Annotated in this window: 17 protein-coding genes and 2 pseudogenes; 11 read left to right on the top strand and 8 right to left on the bottom strand. The window is 70.2% G+C overall.

Annotated elements, in window-relative coordinates:
* Positions 1–308: pseudogene (locus L942_RS09090) on the bottom strand (hypothetical protein); the annotation flags it as partial.
* A 257-nt stretch (positions 309–565) separates the two neighbouring features.
* Here L942_RS09090 and L942_RS44195 point away from each other — a divergent pair.
* Positions 566–709, top strand: a complete 144-nt coding sequence (locus L942_RS44195; protein WP_158684446.1) for a hypothetical protein — start codon at positions 566–568, stop codon at positions 707–709.
* Positions 706–2,208, top strand: coding sequence for a class I adenylate-forming enzyme family protein (locus tag L942_RS09080; RefSeq protein WP_037357396.1), 1,503 nt, complete (start codon positions 706–708; stop codon positions 2,206–2,208). Before L942_RS44195 ends, L942_RS09080 begins: the two co-directional genes overlap by 4 nt.
* Before the next feature lie 3 nt (positions 2,209–2,211).
* Here L942_RS09080 and L942_RS09075 read toward each other — a convergent pair whose 3' ends face one another.
* Positions 2,212–3,621, bottom strand: coding sequence for an aminotransferase-like domain-containing protein (locus tag L942_RS09075; RefSeq protein WP_037357394.1), 1,410 nt, complete (start codon positions 3,619–3,621; stop codon positions 2,212–2,214).
* On the opposite strand from L942_RS09075, the gene L942_RS09070 reads away from it, so the two are divergent.
* Both L942_RS09070 and L942_RS09065 read left to right on the top strand, forming a co-directional pair.
* Positions 3,620–4,540: a DMT family transporter gene (locus L942_RS09070; protein WP_037357392.1), complete on the top strand. Its 921-nt coding sequence runs from the start codon at positions 3,620–3,622 to the stop codon at positions 4,538–4,540. The two genes, L942_RS09075 and L942_RS09070, sit on opposite strands and share 2 nt — an antisense overlap.
* Before the next feature lie 206 nt (positions 4,541–4,746).
* Positions 4,747–5,640 carry an NADP-dependent oxidoreductase gene (locus L942_RS09065; RefSeq protein WP_037357390.1) on the top strand — a complete coding sequence of 298 codons (894 nt, stop codon included), beginning with the start codon at positions 4,747–4,749 and terminating at the stop codon, positions 5,638–5,640.
* A gap of 183 nt (positions 5,641–5,823) precedes the next feature.
* Here the strand turns inward: L942_RS09065 and L942_RS09060 are convergent, their stop codons facing one another.
* The 4 genes and pseudogenes from L942_RS09060 to L942_RS09050 form a co-directional block, all read right to left on the bottom strand.
* Positions 5,824–6,480, bottom strand: a complete 657-nt coding sequence (locus tag L942_RS09060; RefSeq protein ID WP_037357389.1) for a GDSL-type esterase/lipase family protein — start codon at positions 6,478–6,480, stop codon at positions 5,824–5,826.
* Between the two features lie 55 nt (positions 6,481–6,535).
* Positions 6,536–6,631: pseudogene (locus L942_RS46285) on the bottom strand (DUF3885 domain-containing protein); the annotation flags it as partial.
* Between the two features lie 151 nt (positions 6,632–6,782).
* Positions 6,783–7,418: a DUF4291 domain-containing protein gene (locus L942_RS09055; RefSeq protein WP_037357387.1), complete on the bottom strand. Its 636-nt coding sequence runs from the start codon at positions 7,416–7,418 to the stop codon at positions 6,783–6,785.
* A gap of 433 nt (positions 7,419–7,851) precedes the next feature.
* A complete protein-coding gene (locus L942_RS09050; RefSeq protein ID WP_037357385.1) occupies positions 7,852–8,748 on the bottom strand; it encodes an ATP-dependent DNA ligase in 897 nt (298 codons plus the stop codon).
* Positions 8,749–9,244: 496 nt separating this feature from the next.
* Between L942_RS09050 and L942_RS09045 the strand changes: the two genes are divergently transcribed.
* From L942_RS09045 to L942_RS09035, 4 genes are all read left to right on the top strand, one after another.
* Positions 9,245–10,165 (top strand): EamA family transporter, encoded by a 921-nt coding sequence (locus tag L942_RS09045; RefSeq protein ID WP_037357383.1) that lies wholly within the window; start codon positions 9,245–9,247, stop codon positions 10,163–10,165.
* A gap of 26 nt (positions 10,166–10,191) precedes the next feature.
* On the top strand, positions 10,192–12,507 hold the full coding sequence (locus L942_RS45290) for an amino acid adenylation domain-containing protein (protein WP_235078991.1): 2,316 nt from the start codon (positions 10,192–10,194) through the stop codon (positions 12,505–12,507).
* Positions 12,500–14,029 carry a thioesterase domain-containing protein gene (locus L942_RS45285; protein WP_235078985.1) on the top strand — a complete coding sequence of 510 codons (1,530 nt, stop codon included), beginning with the start codon at positions 12,500–12,502 and terminating at the stop codon, positions 14,027–14,029. The genes L942_RS45290 and L942_RS45285 overlap by 8 nt, the downstream gene beginning before the upstream one ends.
* Positions 14,030–14,219: 190 nt before the next feature.
* Positions 14,220–14,747 (top strand): DoxX family protein, encoded by a 528-nt coding sequence (locus L942_RS09035; RefSeq protein WP_037357381.1) that lies wholly within the window; start codon positions 14,220–14,222, stop codon positions 14,745–14,747.
* Positions 14,748–15,009: 262 nt separating this feature from the next.
* Here the strand turns inward: L942_RS09035 and L942_RS09030 are convergent, their stop codons facing one another.
* Entirely contained in the window at positions 15,010–15,405 is a 396-nt protein-coding gene (locus L942_RS09030) for a hypothetical protein (RefSeq protein ID WP_037357379.1), read from the bottom strand.
* 460 nt (positions 15,406–15,865) lie between these two features.
* On the opposite strand from L942_RS09030, the gene L942_RS09025 reads away from it, so the two are divergent.
* Both L942_RS09025 and L942_RS44190 read left to right on the top strand, forming a co-directional pair.
* Positions 15,866–16,306 (top strand): Hsp20/alpha crystallin family protein, encoded by a 441-nt coding sequence (locus L942_RS09025; protein ID WP_037357377.1) that lies wholly within the window; start codon positions 15,866–15,868, stop codon positions 16,304–16,306.
* Positions 16,307–16,539: 233 nt separating this feature from the next.
* Positions 16,540–17,088 carry a DUF6292 family protein gene (locus L942_RS44190; RefSeq protein ID WP_158684445.1) on the top strand — a complete coding sequence of 183 codons (549 nt, stop codon included), beginning with the start codon at positions 16,540–16,542 and terminating at the stop codon, positions 17,086–17,088.
* A 108-nt stretch (positions 17,089–17,196) separates the two neighbouring features.
* Here L942_RS44190 and L942_RS09015 read toward each other — a convergent pair whose 3' ends face one another.
* The gene (locus L942_RS09015) at positions 17,197–17,763 is read right to left on the bottom strand and encodes a TetR/AcrR family transcriptional regulator (protein ID WP_037357375.1); all 567 of its coding nucleotides are present in this window, start codon (positions 17,761–17,763) and stop codon (positions 17,197–17,199) included.
* Between the two features lie 85 nt (positions 17,764–17,848).
* Here L942_RS09015 and L942_RS09010 point away from each other — a divergent pair, with 85 nt between their 5' ends.
* Positions 17,849–20,260, top strand: coding sequence for a beta-glucosidase family protein (locus L942_RS09010; protein WP_235078982.1), 2,412 nt, complete (start codon positions 17,849–17,851; stop codon positions 20,258–20,260).
* The last annotated feature ends 30 nt before the right edge of the window (positions 20,261–20,290 follow it).

The raw sequence follows: 20,290 nt of genomic DNA, 5'->3' as shown, positions 1-20,290 counted from the left end.
GGGTCAGGACCAGCGGGAGGGCGTGCGGATGCGCCCGCACCGCCCGCCACATCCCCTCGGCGACCCGCGTGGACGTCCGCGCGCCAGTCGCCGGAAGGCTCCGGCCAGGTCGCCGCCGCCAGCACCGCTTCGGTCACGAGCTGCTCCAGCCCGTCCCGGCCGTCGACGTAGTTGTAGATCGTCATCGGCCCGGTGCCCAGTTCGGCCGCGAGGCTGCGCATCGTCAGGCCGGCCAGCCCGGCGGCGTCGACCAGTGCGAGCGCGGCGGTCTGCAGGCGTTCGCGGGTGAACTTCCGCGGTGCGGGCACGGTGCTCCCTGATTAAGTACAAGGTACGTGTTCAGCCAAGTTCACGTACAACGTACTTGATGGAGGGATCATGCACCCGCTTCCGCTCGGGCCGCGACGAGTGCGGACCGCTGCGCTGCGGTGGTGCTCGCGCAGTGCGGCGGCGCGACGAACGAGAAGACGCTCGACCAGTGCGAAACCTCGTTCTCCGAGGCGGATTTCGCCGTGCTGGCGTTCGATTTCCAGCAGGAGCCCGGTACGCGGCGGACGCGGCCGCGGTGGCCGACGAAGCGCCCCGGGCGGTGCCGAAGCATCGCGGCGCGGATCATTTCCCGGTTTACCATCCGACTGTGGTCGAAAAGGTCGTCGCGGATCAGCTCGGCTTCCTTGCCGTCCACCTGAACAGTGAGGACGAGCGATGACGCGTATTCACGACCTGCTCCGGAGCGCTCCGGCGGACGCCGTCGGCTGGACGGCCGGTTCCCGGGACATCCGGTTCTCCGAAATGGACTCCTGGTCGGACCGGATCGCCGCCGATTTCCTGCGCCGGGGCGTGCGGCGCGGCGACCGGGTCGCGGTCAACGGGCGCACGACGCCGGAGTGGCTCGCGGTGTATTTCGCCGCGGCGAAGATCGGGGCCGTGGTGGTGGGCTTGAGCCCGCGGTACCGGGAAACCGAATTCGCGCACATCCTGAGCGATTCCGGCGCGCGGGTCGTGGTGACCGAACCTTCCGCGGGCGACGTCGATTTCCTTGCCCTGCTCGGGAAACTCGACCTGCCCGGCGTTTCCGTCGAGACATTCGACGACCTGGGCTCGGCGGAGCCGGACGCCGAGGCCCTGGCCGCGGCTTCGGCGGCAGTCGAAAACGACGACCCGGTGATGATCATCTACACCTCCGGCACGACCGGCCGTCCGAAAGGCGCGACGCTGACCCATCGCGGCCAGCTGGCGTCCGCCGCCGCGGAAGCCGACCATCTTCAACTCAGCCCCGACGACGTGCTGCCGGTAGCTGTTCCGCTGAACCACGTCAGCGGCATCACCTGCGCCGTCCTGTCCGCGTTGGTCGCGCGCAGCCGGACGGTCCTGCTGCCGTCCTTTGCCGCCGGTGCGGCCGCCGAGCTGTTTCGCACGGCTGGTCTGACGCTGTGGGTCGGCGTGCCGACCATGCATACGCTGCTGCTGAACCACGAACGTTTCGCGGGCGTCGACACGTCCGCGATTCGCGTAGTCGTGACGGGCGGGGCGAACGCGGAACCTGCTCTGTTGCAACGTCTTACGACTGCGTTCCCGAAGGCGACCGTGATGAATCTGTACGGGCTGAGCGAGGTCTCTGGCGCCGTGGTGATGACGCCGTGGGGTGCCAGCACGGAAGCGACCGAACGCTCGATCGGAGTTCCTTTCCCCGGGGTGGAAGCGAAAATCGCCTCGCCGTCCGGAGAAGCGCTGCCTGCCGGGGAAACTGGCGAATTGCTGTTCCGGACTCCGTCGATGATGGCGGGCTACCACAATCTGCCGGCGGAAACCGCGGCGGCGATCGACGCGGACGGCTGGCTGCACACCGGCGACATGGCCCAGGCGGACGAGGACGGCTACCTGACGCTGCACGGCCGGGCCAAGGACATGTTCGTCCAAGGCGGATTCAACATCTACCCGGTCGAGGTGGAGAACGTGCTCGCCGCGCATCCCGGAGTCATGCTGGCGGCCGGGGTCGGCGTGCCCGATCCGGTGCTCGGGGAGATCGGCCGGTATTACGTCGTCCCGGCACCGGATTCGGCGGTCACCGAAGAGGAGCTGAAGAAGTTCTGCGCGGGCAAGCTCGCCGATTACAAAGTCCCGCGCCAGATCGTGCTCCGCGAGAGTCTGCCGCTCACGCCGTCCGGGAAGGTGCAAAAGGCCGCGCTGCGCACGGAAAACGGCTGACGTTCAGGCGTTCGCCAGCACCGCCTCCTGGATCACCCGCGCGGCGTCGGCGAACGCGTCCGGATTCGGTCCGGCGTAGTTGAGCCGGATGAACCGGCCGGTCGGCTCGGCGGGGAACCATTCGTCGCCGGGACCGATGATCACGCCGGCGGACTCGCAGTCGCGGACCACGCGCGCCAGGTCGACCGTTCCGGGCAGGCGCGCCCAGAGGTTCAACCCGCCCTGCGGCACGGATTCCACCTGTACTGCGGGCGCGTGCTCGCGGAGGCCGGTGAGCAGCAGGTCGCGCCGGGTCTTGAGCTGGTGCCGGACCCGCCGCAGGTGCGTACGCCACGCGGGCTGGGTGACCACATCGAGCGCGACGGTTTGCAGCACTGTGCTGACGTACATCGATTCCGCCAGGGTGTCGACGAGAATCCGGTCGCGTGCCGGGCCTCGGGCGATCAGCGCGGCGACGCGGATCGCGGGGGAGACGCTCTTGGTGAGCGAGCGAAGGTAGACCACGTGACCGTCGTCGTCGCGGCCCGCGAGCGGCTGCGGTTCCGCGGTGATGCCGAAATCGTGCGCGGAGTCGTCTTCGATCAGGAACGCGCCGTGCCGGCGGACGGTGTCGAGGACGCGGTCGGCCAGATCGGGCTGCCACAGCGCGCCGGTCGGGCTGGCAAAGCTGGGCTGCGCGTAGAAGGCCCGCGCGCCGGTTTGCTCGAACGTCCGGTCCAGCACGTCGGGGTCCGGCCCGTTCGGGCCGCTCGGCACCGGCACGACCGCGACGCCCGCCTTCGTCGCGGCGAGAAGCGCGCCCCAGTACGTGGGGGATTCCAGCAGCAGCGGCTGTCCCGGACCGACCAGCGCGCGGAACGCGGTGACCAGCCCGCTTTGGCTGCCCGGGGTGATCACCACGTCCCGCGGGGTCGCCGGGGCGGCCTGTGCGGGGGTCGCCGCACGCAGTTCCGCGGCGAACCAGGCTTGCAGTTCGGGAACACCCGCGGTCGGCGGCCGTCCGACCAGCGCCGCCGTGCGCGCCGCCCGCGCGAACGCACTGCGGACGAGGCGTTCCGGCAGCAGCTCCGGATCGGGATAGCCGGAATGAAGCGCTACCGAGCTGGTGGATGCCGGCTGCAGGGACGCGGGCTGCTTGAGCGGCCCGTGCCCGGGGATGCCGAGCGCCGCGGTCTGCCAGCCGTAGTCGCCGGACCCGGCGGCGGGCGCGGCACGGACGAACGTGCCGACCCCGGGCAGGCTTTCCACCAGCCCTTGGGAAGAGAGGCTGCGCAGTGCTTTCTGGACCGTCACCGGACTGGCCGAATACCGCGCGACCAGCTCCCGCGACGACGGCAGCTTCGCTCCGGCCGGGGCAGTGGCGATCCACTCGCGCAGTGTCGAAGCGATCCGGGAGCTGCTATCGTCAGACATGAAACTGAAGGATAGCGCTACTCTCCCCGTCGCACCGGCGCTACCCCGATCCGGGCTCTGGTGGGGCCTGCTCGGCGTCGTGGCGTTCTCGTTCACCGTGCCGTTCACCCGCGTCGCGGTGGAGAACGGCGGGCTCTCGGCGATGTTCATCGGCTCCGCGCGCGCCGCGGTCGCCGCGGTGCTCGCGACCGTCGCACTGATCGCCACGAAACAACGCCTTCCGCGCGGTACGCAGTGGTTCCGCCTAGCCGTCGTCGCGGGCGGAGTGGTGGTCGGCTTCCCGATGCTGACCTCGTACGCCCTCACCACTGCCTCGGCCAGCCACGGCTCCGTCGTCATCGCGCTGCTCCCCGCCGCGACCGCGGTAGTAGCGGTGCTCCGCACGCGTGAACGCCCGCCCGCGGTTTTCTGGGCTCTCGCCGCAGTCGGCGCCATCGCCGCGATCGGCTTCGCCGTCCTGCAAGGCGGCGGTCTCAGCGGAATGCAGTGGTCGGACGCGCTTTTCTTCGGCGCAGTGCTGGCGGCCGCGGTCGGCTACGCCGAGGGCGGGTTGCTGGCGCGGGAATTGGGCGCGTGGCAGACGGTTTCGTGGGCGCTGGTGGTGGCCTCGCCGTTGATGGTCGCGTTGACCGTCGTTTCGATGGCCAGTCACCCTCCACATGCGACAGTGAGCGAATGGGCGGCTTTCGCTTACCTGGCGGTGGTGAGCATGTACCTGGGCTTCTTCGCGTGGTACCGGGGGCTGGGCCTGGGGCCGATGACGCAGGTCAGCCAGGTGCAGTTGGTGCAGCCGGTGCTGAACCTGCTGTGGGCGGCGGTCTTCCTGGGCGAAGAACTGACCTGGCAAACCCTGCTGGGCGGCTTGGCGGTGATCGTCTGCGCGGGGAGCGCGGTGCGGGTGCGGACTGCCCGGAGCTAGTACTCCCGGCGCGGCACCGTGCTCGTCGGGATCGCTGCCGGGAGGCAAGTCCCAGCCGTCGCGGATGATGCTTCCCTGGTTGCCGCTCTGGGGATTCGCGAAGTTGCCGTAGCGGGTTGTTCCGGTTGCACCGGCGAGGCGAGGGCCCAGTCTCCGGATGATGCTAACCGTTGCAAAACACTAACCGTTGTTGTTAACTGGGCGGCATGAAAGCCGTGCGCTTCGCCGCCTATGGCGGCCCCGAAGTCCTTGAGCTGGCCGAAGTCCCCGAACCCCACGCCGGGCCCGGCCAGGTCCGCGTCGCCGTGCGAGCGGCGGGCGTGAACCCGCACGATTGGCGCACTCGCGAAGGACAGTTCCAGCGGATCCGCCCGATCGAACTGCCCGCCGGCGTCGGCCAAGACGCCTCCGGAGTGGTCGACGAGGTCGGCGAAGGCGTCTCGGGCGTGGCGGTGGGGGACCTGGTGCTGGGCCGAGGCGTCAACACCTACGCCGAGTTCGCGGTGCTGAATTCCTGGGCGCCCCTGCCGTCCGGTCTCAGCTTCGCCGAGGCGGCCGGGTACCCGTCGGTGGTCGAGACCGCGCTTCGGGTCCTCCGCCTGATCGGTGTCCAAACCGGACAGACGCTGGTGGTGAGCGGTGCCGCGGGCGGCGTCGGATCAGCGGTTCTGCAGATCGCGCGCGACCGCGGAATCAAGGTGATCGGCACGGCCAGCGCGGCGAACCAGGACTACGTGCGGAGCCTGGGCGCGATCGCGACCACCTACGGCGAGGGCTGGGTCGACCGGGTACGCCAGTTCGGCCAGGTCGATGCGGCGCTGGACCTCAACGGCACCGGCGTGATCCGCGGCTTGCTGGAGCTGACCGGGGATCCTTCGCGGGTGCTCACCATCGCCGATCTGGAGGCCCCGATGCTGGGCATCCGGTTCGCCGGAGTGGGCGGGAGCATGACCGAAGCACTGACCGAGACGGTCGAGTTGATCGAGCGTGGAAAACTCCGCATCCCAGTCGACAAGTCCTACCCGCTGGCCGAAGCCTCTGCGGCGCATGCGGACAGCCAGGCCGGACACACCCGAGGACGCCGGGTTCTGCTGGTCTGAACCATTCGACGCCCTTCTGGCAAGGGTTTCTCCACGCCCGGACCCGTGCAGGCAGCCGTGGTCCGTGAAGGGCTCCTTGAGGGAATCTGATTCCCTCAAGGAGTCCTTCACGGACCGGAGGCATCGGCCGCACTCAGAATCCGGTTTTGAATGCGGCAGTGACGCATCTCCGCGGTAGATCGCTCAACCAGCCACTCGACGCACTTCATCCGCGAGCACCCGGGCGAACCGTTCGTGCGAGGGCACGCTGAAGTGCGTCCCGTCGGCCCCCGGCTCCGCCACGACGCCAGCGTCGACGAACGCCGTACCACGCGCCGCGGCCAATTCCGCGAGCGGTTCGGCCAGCTGCGCCGCTTTGGCCGCGGACGTCGCGTCGTAGAAGGCTCCGTTGACGTCCGCGAAGTCCGGTGCGCTCACATTGATACGGGGCGGTGCCACCAACACGACCTTCGGTGGCTGCCCAGCGTCCGTCCTCCCGTATGCGGCGATCTCGTCCAGCAGCCCGGCGATCGCGGCTGCCGCCTCCGGCACCGTTCGTCCGAATTGGATCTTCAAGTCATTGGTGCCGAGCATCAGCACGACGACATCGAGCGGATTGTGGCTGAGCAAGGCGGGCAACAGGTAGGTGCGTCCGTTGCGTCCCGGCCGGTTCATCGACTCCGGGTAATCGAGATCGGTGGTGCGGCCTCCGAGTCCCTCCTCGATCACGTGATATCCGCTGCCGAGGAGGCCCGCCAGCTGCCCGGTCCACCGAACGTCTGCCGGCCACCGTCCGCGGCTGACTTCCTCGGAACGCTGGCCGTAGGTGTTGGAATCGCCGTAACAGAGCACATTGATCACGCAGGTGCGGAACGCTTCCGGCAGGTCGTTATTCCCCGGGGTGGGGATGGAGCGCTCAGAAACCGAGGTGATGAGCGGAAAGCCAGGTGGCGTGCCGACTTTTCAGCTGGTCGCGTTCCGCGGTGGTCGGCAGCAGGACGTCCGCGCCTCCGTCGTAGGGATGCCGTACTCAGCGCAGGTGCCGGGATACCGTCGGGACTCAGGCAAGCTGTGGAAACGCACCCATCGCTCGCGGTAAACGTGCTTCAGCAGATGAGCCGACGCAGGGTGGCAATGGGGCCATTTTTGCTGCCACAGCGCCATCACGACGAGAGTCCGCCACGCTCGCTGCCGCCGATGAGGCCGAGAATGTGTGCGGGGACCGGATAAACCTGTTCGACCGGCAGTTCTTCCTGAGCGGCGTCGAGATGACCGGAGCTGACCAGGCGGTGGATGCGCGTGGCGAGCGGGGTGACGTCCGTGATGCTGGTGATCCACTGATCGAGGTAGCGGTCGACAGCCTCGCTGGACAGCCCGATCTGAATGGCGCGCCGGCTGAGCGGGGCAAGGGTGAGCGACCGGTCGGGATCCCATTGAATGCGGACGGGACTGATCCGTTTGCGTTCAGCCCAATGTTGCTGGCTCGCGTAGGTACCGGGCTCGTAGCTGCTGAGGGCAGCGTGCGCGAGCGCCCATTCGAAACCGTCGCGGGTGAGTTGGATTTCGAGGACACGTTCCTGGTCCGGCTTGGCCGCCCACCCGGACCGGTACATCATCCACAGGAAGGAGGGCTTGATCCAGGTCATCCGCTCGCGCTTGAACGGCGCCACAAAAGTCTGGGCTTCGACTGCTGCGTCGGCGATTTGCCGCGAGTAAGCCTGGTAGACGGTGACGGTCTGGTCTGTGAAGCTGGCCCGCACATCACGGCGCGGAACAGCGGGTCTGAGCTGGTTGGGCACTTGGTGGTCTCCATTTTTCGTTGGGTGAGGCTGATTGTGCCTTGGCAGCAATGGTTTTGTCGCTTGAAAATCGACGCGACGGATCGCTGCGGCATGATCATCCGCCAGGAAGACCGTCGCAGGCGGGAACGAAGGCGATGGTGGCGACAGTGAGAGCCGCTGCCGCGCAGAGCAGTAACTGACTGCCTGAGCTGCCTGTATTCGGACACCCGGGGTACCCCGAAGCCGACCCCCGGGTGCCAGGACAGCAGGCTGGCTCGCCCACGCGGCCGAAGCCTACGAGAGGCCGTCGCGGATACGGCCGCGCGGTCTACCTCGGACCGCGGCACCGACGCCGGTGAAACCGTTTGCGTTGATCCGCTTTGTGTTCGGCAACGGCTGATCAGAAGCTGGGCATCGAGTCACGGGGCGGAGAGCCCGCGGCCGTTTGGCGCTAGTCGGCGAGATGGGTGAGCCGCAGCCGCAGTGATCCGTTCCATGCTTGGTCTTGGGGGTCGATGTCGGTGCGCAGGCCGCGCCAGGTCGGTTGCCGGAGGCGGCCGTCGGCGGTGATGGCGCGGTAGTTCACGTCGGCGATGAGAGTGGGCCGGACCCAGTGGGCGTTCCGGTCGCGGCCGGTCGGGCCCCGGCCGGCGAAGGGGCAGTCGTCGGCGGCGAGTTCTTCCAGGACGGACGCTAGCGCGCGCCGGGACGCGTTGGTGAAGCCCGAGTGGACTCGGCCGATGTAGACGAGTTGCCGGGCCTGGGTGTAGACGCCGAGGAGGACAGCGCCCACGTGCGCGGGTCCGTGGTCCTGGCTCGGCTGCCAGCCGCCGATCACCGCTTCGCATCCGCGCAGCAGGTCGAGTTCGATCCAGTCTCGCGATGCTTGTCCCGGCAGGTACGGGGACGCCAGGTGCTTGCCGACGATTCCGGCGGCGTTGTGCTGCCGCGCCAGCTGGGCTAGCTGCGCCGGTCCGAGGCCGCGGTGGCTCGGGAGTATTTCGATCACCGGCGAGCGGCCGAGGCCGAGGCTGCGGAGAAGTTTGCGGCGGACGGCGTAGGGCTCGCCGGTGAGGTCGTGCCCGTCGATGCGGAGCACGTCGAAAGCCCGATAGGACGGCGCGTCGCGGGGTGGCGAGATGACTCCGTCGAGGACCAGCCGGCGGCCGCCGAGGTCCTCGGCCATCCGGGCCAGCGCGGGATGGCTGTCCGGCGCCGGCGCGCCGTCACGACCTTGCCAGCGCAGTCCGTGCTCGTCGAGAACGGCCAGCGCCCGGACGCCCGCCTGCTTCAGTTCCCATGCCCAGCCGCGCTGGTTGACCGGCAGCCGGCCGGCCACGGCGGTCATCGGGCTGAGCGCACGCTCGGGTCGCGGTCGCGTAGTCATGGCGGGGATGCAAACACGGAAAGGAAACCGCCAGCGGTACTGCCGGTGAACTCGTTCTTCCGAGGACGGTAACCGGTGCAGCTCGGTGGCGGTTGTCACAGGAGGCGTCGCGACGGTTTCGATCACCGCGTCGCGGGCGCGCTTTGTCCCGGATTTTGGGCGTTGTGCCGTTCTTGGCGGGATTCCTGTTGGGCCGTTAGGCGCAATGCCGCACGGTTTACCTGGAATTGGTTTCGTCGGGGACGGCCTCCGCATAGCCTGCGGGGCTTGCGTTCGCCGCCCTGACCGGGGCCCGGCCATGTCGCGTTGCCCGCCGATTAACCGCGTGTTGCTTGTCCGCCGCCGGTCCGCGCTCGACGATGAGCTGACCTTTTCGGCGGGTTTCGCGGAGAACGTGAAAGCGTTTTCTTCCGGTTCGGCCTGCCGGTGCCCGACCTTTTGCGGGGAATGATTCCGGATGAAATCGGCCAACTCGGTGCTGGACGCCGCACTGACCGCGGTGGCCCCGGCGATCTGGGGCAGCACCTACCTGGTGACCACGGAACTGCTGCCGCCGGACCGGCCGCTGCTGGCGGCGGTGGTCCGGGCATTGCCGGCCGGGCTCGTGCTGCTCGCGGCGACCCGGGTGCTGCCCCGGGGAATCTGGTGGTGGCGTGCGGTGGTGCTCGGGCTGCTCAACATCGGCGCGTTCTTCTGTCTGTTGTTCGTCGCGGCCTACCACTTGCCGGGCGGCGTCGCGGCGCTGATGGTGTCGGCACAGCCGATGCTGGTGCTGCTGCTGTCGGTGTTGTTGTTGCAGACCAGGATCTCCGGCCGGCACCTCGTGTCCTGCGTGCTGGGTGCGGCCGGGGTCGCGATGCTGGTGTTGCGCCCCGACGCCGGCGTGGACGCGATCGGTGTCCTGAGCGGTCTCGGCGGTGCTGCGTGCATGGCAGCGGGCGTGGTGCTGACGAAGCGGTGGGGGCGTCCGGAAAGCGCGAGCCTGCTCGCGTTCACCGGATGGCAGCTGACCGTCGGCGGGCTCGCCGTGCTGCCGATCGCCGTGTTGTTCGAGGGAGTGCCCGGGCACGTCTCCGGTACGAACCTGGCCGGGTTCGCCTACCTCAGTCTCGTCGGCGCTTTGCTGGCTTACCTGATCTGGTTCCGCGGCATCGAACGGCTTCCCGCCCTCGCCGTGTCGTTTCTCGGGTTCGCGAGTCCGCTGGCCGCGGCGGTGCTCGGCTATGTCGTTCTGGGACAAGGGTTTTCCGTGCTCCAGGCCGCCGGCGCCGGGCTGATCGTCGTCGCCGTCGCGCTCGCCCAGCCCCGTTCCCCGCGGCTTCCGCCCGCCGAAAGCCGGCCGGCCTCCTCCCCGTCCCTGCCCACCCCGTCGTCCTGACCGGACGCTCGCCTGCGAGGAAGACAGTGGAAACCACCCAGCTCAGCACCCGCAAACCCGGCACCCGTCTCGGCGCCGACCTGATCAGCCTGCTGCGCCGGCAGGTCGCGGACCAGCCGGACGCGATCGCGGTCGTCTCGGCCGAACGGTCGTTGACCCGTCTCGAACTGCACCGCGAGGCCGCGAGCCTCGCCGCCGGCCTCCGCCGGGCCGGTGCCGGGCCGGACGACCGCGTCGGGCTTTTCGCGGAGCCGTCGGCGGATCTGGTCTGCGGCGTCTGGGGAATTCTCGGCGCCGGAGCCGCTTATCTGCCGCTCTCGCCGGACTACCCCGAAGAGCGGCTGCGTTACATGCTTTCCGACAGCGGCACGAAGACGGTCCTCGCCCAGGAGCATTTAGCCGACCGGGTCGCGGCCATCGCGCCGCCCGGCACGACAGTCCTGACTCCGCGGGCGGCCCGCGACCGCGCCGCCGGACCCGTTCCGCTTCCGTCTCCGCACGATCTCGCCTACGTCATCTACACCTCGGGCAGCACGGGCCGTCCGAAGGGCGTGCAGATCGAGCACGCCGGCATCGTGTCGCAGCTGCGCTGGCTGCACACGGTCGGCTATCTGGACCGCGACACCGTCGTGCTGCAGAAGACGCCGATGAGTTTCGACGCGGCCCAGTGGGAAATCCTCGCGACCGCGTTCGGCGGCAAGGTGGTGATGGGCGAGCCGGGAATCCACCGGGATCCGCACGCCGTCCTCGACACCGTCCGCCGCCACCAGGTGAACACCCTGCAGGGCGTGCCGACTCTCCTGCAGGCTCTGGTGGACACCGAGCAGCTCGGGCAGTGCACGTCCTTGCGTCGGGTGTTCTCCGGCGGCGAAGCCCTGTCGCGGCAGCTGGCCCGCCAGATCACCGGCGAGCTGCCCGCGGCGTCGCTGATCAACCTGTACGGCCCCACCGAATGCAGCATCAACGCGACGTCGTATCTCGTGGACCCGGACGCGCTCGGGGACGGCCCAGGCTCGATCCCGATCGGATTCCCGGTCGACAACACGCAGTGCTACATCCTCGACGAGAATCGTTCGCCCGCCGACATCGGCGAGGTCGGCGAGCTGTACGTCGGGGGCGCGCAGCTGGCTCGCGGGTACCTGAACCGCCCGGAGGCGACGGCGGAACGGTTCGTGCGGTCGCCGTTCGTGCCGACCGAACGGCTGTACCGGACCGGGGACCTGGCCTTCTGGAACCCGGACGGGAGCATCCAGTTCGCCGGGCGCACCGACAACCAGGTCAAGCTGCGCGGCTACCGGGTCGAGCTCGACGAGATCGGCCTGGCGATCGAGGAGCACGCCTGGGTCCGCCGGGCCGCGGTGGTCGTCGCGAACGACGAGCGGACCGGTTTCGACACGCTCGTCGCGTGCATCGAGCTGAACCCGAAGGAAGCGGCCCTGATGGACCAGGGCAACCACGGCGCGCACCACCAGACCAAGTCGAGCCGGCTGCAGGTCAAGGCCCAGCTCGCCGGCGCCGGGGTGCGGGAACCGGCCGAGCTGGCCGGAAAGGCGGCGGTCCCGCTGCCGGGACGGCTCGAGACCGAACACCAGCGCCGCACCGTTTTCGCCCGCAAGACCTACCGCAACTACGAGCCTGGACCGGTGACGCGGGACGAACTGCGCGACCTGCTCGAACACCGGCCGCCGCGGGGCCGGGCGCGAGGGCTCGACGAACTGACGTTCGCGCAGCTGGGCGAATTGCTGCGCTGGTTCGGCCAGTTCCACAGCGACCAGCGGCTGCTGCCGAAGTACGCCTACGCCTCGCCTGGCGCGTTGTACGCCACGCAGTTGTTCCTGGACACCACCGGGATCGCGGGCGTCGCACCGGGCATTCACTACTACCACCCGGTCGACCACGCCCTGGTCCGGATCGGGGATTCCCCGCGATGGCCGGGCGCCGGCCTCGCGGTCCACTTCGTCGGCCGGAAGCGGGCCATCGAACCGGTCTACCGGAACAACATCAGCGAAGTCCTCGAATTCGAGGCCGGGCACATGCTCGGCGTGTTCGAGGAAGCGCTGGCCGGCTACGGCCTGGACATCCGGCCGCTCGGCCACGATCCGTCCATTGCGGACAGTCTCGGCGGCGCGGCCGGCGACGAGTACCTCGGCACGTTCGAGATCCGGCCGGACGACGGCAGCCCGCGGCCGGACGACGCGGAACTCTACGTCCAGGCCCATCCCGGCCGCGTCTCCGGTCTCCCGGCCGGGCACTACCGTTACGCCGACGGGGAATTCACGAAGATTTCCGAGGAGCTCGTGCAGGCCCGGCACGTCATCGCCATCAACCAGCGGGGTGTATGACCAAGCGGCGTTCGGCATCACCGCGATCGGCCGCGCCGAAGAGCCGTGGCTGCGGTACCTCCGGCTCGGCACCAAGCTGCATCACCTGCAGCGCAACGGACTCGGCCTCGGGCTCATGTCGTCGGGCTACAGCTCCAAGTCCGGCCATCCGCTGCCGGCGGCCCGCCGCGTCGACGACATCCTCTCCGCCGCCGGCGAGGTCTCCGGGCCGTCGTATTTCTTCGTGGGCGGCCGGGTCGGCGCGGAGCAGATCCGCAGCGAGGGCATGGCGGAAGACGTTCTCCACATGAAGGGGCCGGCCGAGATCGTCAAGGACGACCTGGCCCGGCTGCTGCCGGACTACATGATCCCGCAGCACGTGCTGGTCCTCGACCGGCTGCCGCTGACCGCGAACGGGAAGGTGGACCGCACGGCGCTCGCCGCGTCCGAACAGGTGCGTCCCGCGCGCACCGCGAGCCCGTATGTCGCTCCCGCCACCGAGACGCAGCGGGTGCTCGCGCGGCTGTGGGGCGAGACGCTCAAGTACGACGAGGTCTCGATGGCGGACGAATTCTTCGCCTCCGGCGGCAACTCGCTGACCGCGGTCACGCTCGTCCACCGGATCAACAAGCAGTTCGCCGCCGCGCTGCCGCTCCAGGCGATCTTCGAGCACCCGACTCCGGCGAGCCTGGCCGAGCGGATCGAGCGCGGAGCGGGAGACCGGTCGTCCCGGCTGATCCGGCTCGGCGACGCGGCGGCGGGACGGCCGGTGTTCTGCTGGCCCGGCCTGGGCGGGTATCCGATGAATCTCCGCGCGCTGGCCCGGGAAGCCGCCGACGGACGGCCCTTCTACGGCGTGCAGGCGCGCGGCATCAACCCGGGCGAGCAGCCCTACGCCACGATCCGGGAGATGGCCGCCGCCGATGTCGCGGAGCTTCGCCGGGTCCAGACCGAAGGCCCGTACCTGCTGTGGGGCTATTCCTTCGGGGCGCGGGTCGCGTTCGAAGCCGCTTGGCAGCTGGAACAACTCGGAGAACGCGTCGAACAGCTGCTGCTGATCTGTCCCGGCAATCCGGCGGTGCCCGGCGCGGACCCGGAGCGCTTCGGCCGGGAGCCCTCCTACGCCAACCCCGCCTACGTCACGATCCTGTTCTCGGTGTTCGCCGGCAAGATCGCTGGTCCGGACCTCCGGCGTTGCCTCGAACGTGCCCGGGACGAGGACAGCTTCGTCGCCTTCGTGCACGAGCTTCGCCCGGCGCTGGACCCGTCGACGATCCGCCGGATCGCCCGGATCGTGGCGCGGACCTACGAATTCGAGTACAGCTTCCACGAGCTGGCGCAACGCCGTCTGGACACGGAGATCACGATCTTCAAGGCGGCCGGCGACGACTACTCGTTCATCGAAGGCCGCACCGGCTATTCGGCCGCACCGCCGACGATCGTCGACCTCGCCTGCGACCACTACGAGGTGCTCAAGGAACCCGGCGTCGCGGAACTGGCCGCCGCGATCGCCGGTACGCGACAGCCTGCGGGCGGGCGCTGAGTTGGCCGATCGAGTACCGCGCTTTTTCAACGGAACTCGCGGTCATCGTAGCGACGGGACCGGAACGAGGCTGCCCGGTTGCCGGCCCCGCACGGACCGGGATTCCCGGTGATCCGCGAATACGAGGCGGGCGGGCGGCGCGATCTCGTCCACGCCTCGAGCAGCACATCCCAACAGAAAGAGGAGAACGATGTCGACTGTCTCAGCTGAACCGACCGCCCCGACCGGCAGCGTCCACGCCGGCTGGTCGCACACCGACGTGGGCCTGCTGCTGGTCCGGATCGTCCCGTTCGGCGTGCTGGCCGTCTTCGGGGCACAGAAGCTGTTCGGCGCCTTCGGCGGAGGCGGGCTCGCCGCCACCGAAGCGTCGTTCGCGCAAATGGGCTACCACCCGGCACTGCCCTTCGCGCTGCTGGGCGGCACGTGCGAATTCGTCGGCGGGCTCCTGGTGATGTCCGGCCTGCTGATGCCGCTGGCCACGGCGATGGTGATGGGCGTCATGATCAACGCGTTCGCGGCGGTCGCCGACAAACCCTTGGAAAACTCCGGGCTCGCGATCGTCCTGTTCATGAGCGCGGCCGCGCTGGCCTTCGCCGGACCCGGCCGGTTCGCCTTGGACGCCGGCCGGCCGTGGCAGCGCGTCGGCATCAGGTGGGGCGCGGCAAGCCTGACCCTCGCCGTCGTGACTGCGGTTCCGTCGCTCCTGGTCGCGCACTGACGCACCCGGGTCGCGCGGCCGCGGCGTCGGCCGCGCGACCCGGGGCTGCAGTCGAACCGGCCCGGCAGCAGACAGCCGAGGACGGGTTTGCCGCCGCTGCCGCGGGTTTCGTCGTCGGTGCGGCCGGCACCTGCGGCAGATGCGACGCCGGCCTGATCAAGGCGGCTGGGCCGCGGTGCGTGAGGCGCGGCGGTGTTTTCTCTTGCCGCGACTGGGAATCCGCCGGAGCCGCGGCCGCCCCGGGCCTGTCCGGCCGTGTGGTTCAGCCGGTTCTCTCGGTCGCCGTGGTGCTGGACCCCGGTTCGGCCGGATCCTCCTCGAAGGACGTGAAGGAGAACTCGACGCCGTGCCGGGTGGCTGACGGGGTGATGATTCCGGCGATGCCCGGCTGGTCCAGTCGCGCGAGGATGCGGGCCAGTGCTTCGGGCGCTTCGGTCGGTTCGTCGGCCGTTTGGACGAGGGTCCGGTGCAGAATGCCGATGTCCCAGGTGCTTCCGCCGGCTCCGCTGCCCGCGGCGACGGCGACGGTCGCGTCCAGCAGCCAGCGCGGTGCCTTGCCGGGCAGGGACGGCGTGGCGTGCGAGGTCAGTCCGACGACCTGATCGGCGCGCAGGAGGCCGTCGCTGAGCGTCTGGATCCAGACTTTGTCGAGCCCCATGGGTTCCTCCGTTCGTCGCGGGGGCGGGGGTCAGACGTGGTGGCGGCGCGCGGCGGTCAGGGTCGCGACCACGCAGCCGACGACGGTCAGGGCGAACAGGACTACTGCGGTCATCACAGACTCCCGGGGTGCGGAGTTCGGACGCGGCGCCGGGGCGGTCGCAGCGGCTGGCGTCGCGCGGGTCGGCAGGTCCTCCCGCCGGCGTTCGCGGCGCCGGGCGGGATCGCGGCAGGATGCGCGGCCCGTCGGCGGGGCGAGCGCCGGGCGCTCGGTTAGCACTCGACTGCGTAGAGTGCTAAATCTGATTTAGCACTCCCTTGTCGCGATTGCAACCGGCACCGTTCCGTGTCGGACCCAGTGTCGTCCTTTCAATGACAACCCTACTTGTCATCGTTTCGACGACATGATAGATCTGTGGTGTGCGTCGACACCAGAGCTGACACGACAGGGAGGAAACGCCATGTTGATGCGCACTGACCCGTTCCGGGAGTTCGACCGGCTGGCCCAGCAGGCCTTCACCAACGTCGCGGGGACCTGGTCGCGGCCCGCGGCGATGCCGCTCGACGCCTACCGCGTCGGCGACGAGTTCGTCATCGCGTTCGATCTGCCCGGCGTCGACCCGGACGCGATCGAGCTGAACATCGAGCGCAACGTGCTGACCGTCAAGGCCGAGCGCCGGCCCGCGATGACCGAGCAGTCGGTCGAGATGCAGGTGTCCGAGCGGCCCCTGGGCGTGTTCTCCCGGCAGTTGTTCCTCGGGGAGTCCTTGGACACCAACCAGATCAAGGCCGCCTACGAGGCGGGCGTGCTGACGGTGCGGATCCCGGTCGCCGAGAAGGCCAAGCCCCGCAAGATCGAGATCAGCGGCGGGCAGGGCACCCGCAAAGAGATCGACGCCTGATCCGGCGGCCCTCGCGGGTCGGCTGCGCGGATCGTCCCGGAGTTGTTCCGCCGCATCGTGTTTCGGCGTGGGCGGAGGGGCGGGTCCGCGCTCCCGCGTCCGATTCTTCGAACCGGCCCGCCGGAAACGTCGGCAAACGTCGTTCGTGAGTTCCGCCCAGCTGCGAGGTCCGCGCGGTCGCCGAGCGGACCTCTTTCCCGTCGCCACGGAGAAAACCCGCCCGGAGGACATCAGTGACCGCGACTCTGGCCCCAGAACACCCGAACCTCGCTGCCCGGCCCGCGCGAGCGGAAGCCCCGGCCGGTCCGGAACCTGCCGTGGTCCTGATGCCGTTGATCGAACCCGCGGACCGCCCCGGAAACGACGAGGTCCCGCCGGAGCTGGCCGAACGCGGTCTGCGCCGCTACACCGCCCGGATCGCGGACGCGGTGGGCGCCGGAGCGGAAGCCGCCTGGTGCGAGTGGGCCGATGCCCCCAGCGCCTACCTCGCGCTGGACCACCGGCTGCCCGGCCATCCCGGCCGGGACGCGGCACTGATCTGGGCCGCCGAGCGCGGCTGGGCGCTCGCGGTGGAAACCGGCTGCCGCGAGGACCTGCTGATCACGGCCGAGCTGGAGGGCGACCCCGTGCCCACGCCGGAAACTGTCGCGAGCTGGTTCCGCGCCGTGCTAGCCGGCGAGCCCGCCGAAGCGCGCCGGCGTTCCCGCGCGGCGGCGAGTACGGACATCGCCCGCCGGCTCGCGAACTGGGCCAGGCACGAGCCGGTCGGCGACAACGGGTGACGGAGCGAGAAGGCGGCACGCGTCCTCGCCAAGATTGGCGCGATCGAGCAGGAAGGAACGGCGCGAATCAGCCGTCCTGGCTCGCGCGATCGGGACCCGGGCGCCCCGTCACTTGTCGCCGACCAGCAGGGCGGCCAAGCGTTCGAGGTCGTCGGCCATGTCGACCCGGTCGTCGAGCAGCCACTGGATCTGCAGTCCGTCCATGACCGCGACCAGGATGCGCGCCACCCAAGCCGGGTCGGTGCCCGGGCCGGCGCGGTCCGCGAGCCGGTCGGCTATGTCCGCGCAGACCTGGGCGTACCGGTCGCGGACCCACTCGTGCGCGGCGTGGCCCGGCTCGGTGGCCTCGGCGGCCGTTGTCGCGTAGAGGCGGACCAGGTCCGGCGTCTGCGCGTTCCGGCGCGCCACCTCCAGCAGCCCGGGGAGCGGGTCGCCGTGGTCCAGCAGCGCGGCGGTGCGTTCGTCGCGGGCGGCGAGCACCGCCGCGAGCATCGCCTGTTTCGACCCGAAGTAGTGGAACAAGGTCGATTCGGTGACCCCGACGCGGCGTGCGATCTCCTTCACCGACGAGCCGTGGTAGCCGCCTTCGGTGAACACTTCCAGGGCGGTGCGGAGGATTTGCTCCCGACGTTCGGCGCCCTTCGCGTAGGGGCCTCGGGGACCGGATGCGGCCATGCCGGGACCCTACCCCAGGGCTAAAATCGAGTGTCACTCGATTTTGAGGTACGGTGGACGCACCTGCTACCCCTCGGGAGACGCCGTGGAGCGTGACATCCAGGCCCTGCTGGGCAAACTCGACCTGAACCAGAAGGTGCGGCTCCTCACCGGGGCCGACTTCTGGCGCACGCACGCCGAGCCCGCGATCGGGCTCCGCGCGATGGTGCTGTCCGACGGCCCGGCGGGCGTGCGCGGGCGCAGTTTCGACGAGCGCGACCCGTCGCTTTCGCTGCCGTCGGGCACCGCGCTCGGCGCCACCTGGGATCCCGGCCTCGCTCGCCGCTACGGCGCGGCCCTCGGCGCCGAGGCCCGCCGCCAGGGGGTCGACGTGGTGCTCGGGCCGACGATCAACCTGCAGCGCACTCCGTTGGGCGGCCGCCATTTCGAGGCGTTCGCCGAGGATCCGCTGCTCACCGCGGAGCTGGCTGTCGCGTACGTCGAAGGCGTCCAGTCGGCTGGCGTCGCTGCGACGCCCAAGCACTTCGCGGCCAACGACGCCGAGACTGACCGGTTCACCGTCGACAACCGGATCGACGAGCGCACGCTGCGCGAGGTTCATCTCGCCGCGTTCGAAGCGGCGGTCGTGCGGGCCCGCGCCTGGCTGGTGATGTCGGCCTACAACTCCGTCAACGGCACCACGATGACCGAGCACGAGCTGCTGCGCGACCCGCTGTCGGAGGATTGGGGATTCGACGGCGTGGTGGTGTCCGACTGGACGGCCGTGCGCAGCACCGCGGCCGCGGCGAACGCCGGACAGGACCTGGTGATGCCCGGCCCGGAGGGCCCGTGGGGGCAACAGCTGGTCGACGCGGTGCGGGCCGGTGAAGTCCCGGAGGAGGCGGTGGACGAGAAGGTGCGGCGGCTGCTGCGGCTGGCCGCGCGGGTGGGTGCGCTGGACACGCTGCCGTCCGTGATCCCGGAGCCGCCGCCGGCCGAAGACGGCGTCGCGCTGGCCCGCGAGGTCGCGGCTGCTGGAATGGTGTTGGTGCGCAACGAAAACGCGTTGCCGTGGGACCCGGCGCGGTTCGGCTCGGTCGCGGTGCTCGGCCAGAACGCGCAGCGGGCCCGGATCCAGGGCGGCGGAAGCGCCACCGTACGGCCGCGCGAGGTGGTTTCCCCGCTCGCCGCACTGCGTTCGGCGCTCGGCGCGGACGTGGTCCGCCACCGCGTCGGGGCGACCGTGACTGACGGCGTGCTCGCTTTCGACTCGGCGGACCTGACCAATCCGGTGACCGGCGAGCGCGGCGTGCGGGTGCGCTTCCTGGCGACGGACGGGACCGAAGTGGCGGTTCAGGATCGGCTGGCGGCGACCCTGGTATGGCTGGACGACGTCCCGGACGGAACCGCGACCATCGAACTGCGTACGACGTGGAATGCTCCGGCGGGCATCCACCACGTCGGCGCGGCCGCGCTCGGCAGGCTCGTGCTGACGGTCGACGGCACCGAGGTGCTCGACACGGTCACCGAGGCCGAAGGCGGCTTGCTCGGTGGCGCGTTCCTGGACCCGCCCGCGGTCACCGCCGCGGTCGAATTCGGCGGCGGCGCTTCCGAGATCGTGCTGCGGTTCACCAGCGACACCGACCTGCCGCTGCGCGCGGTGACCCTGGGTGCCGCGACCGTACTGGCCGACCCGGACGAGGAAATCGCGGCCGCCGCCGCGCTGGCCGCCGAATCGGACGTCGCGCTGGTGGTCGTCGGAACGGGCGAGACCATCGAAAGCGAGGGCTTCGACCGCACGTCGCTGGCGCTGCCCGGGCGCCAGGACGATCTGGTGCGCGCGGTCGCCGCGGCCAACCCGCGCACGGTAGTCCTGGTCAATTCCGGTGCGCCGGTCCTGCTGCCCTGGCGGGACGAGGTCGCGGCGGTGCTGCTCGGCTGGTTCGGCGGCGAACGGTTCGGCGAGGCCGTCGCCGACGTGCTGCTCGGCGTCCGCGAACCGGGCGGGCGGCTGCCCGCGGGCTGGCCCGCGACCGGCGCCGAGAAGTCGGTGCTGTCCGGCGTTCCTTCGGACGGTGTCCTGACCTACGCGGAAGGCATCCACATTGGACACCGCGGCTGGCTGCGCAACGGCGAGCGCCCGGCCTACCCGTTCGGGCACGGCCTCGGCTACACGGACTGGGAACTGCGCGAAGCGCGGGTCCCCGCCGAGGCGCCCGCGAACGAGCCGGTGCCGATCGAGGTGCGGCTGGCCAACACTGGCGCGCGGGCCGGGCGCCAGGTGGTCCAGGTGTACCTGTCCCGGCCGGGCAGCGCGGTCGAGCGCCCGGTGCGGTGGCTGGCGGGCTGGGCGCTCGTCGACGCGCCGCCGGGACCGGCGAACGCGACCGTGTCCGTGCCGCCGCGCGCGTTCCAGCACTGGGACGGCGGCTGGCGGACCGAGCCGGGGGAGTTCACTGTCCACATCGGAACGTCGGTGGACGACACTCCGCTGACGCAGCGCGTGACTCTGCGCTGAGAAGACGATCTCGGGGCGGGCCCGGCTTCG

It is taken from the genome of Amycolatopsis orientalis DSM 43388 (assembly GCF_000411975.1).
Lineage (GTDB): Bacteria > Actinomycetota > Actinomycetes > Mycobacteriales > Pseudonocardiaceae > Amycolatopsis > Amycolatopsis orientalis_D.
Note: the sequence above shows the minus strand (reverse complement) of the source record. Positions and strands in the feature narration are given on the sequence as shown.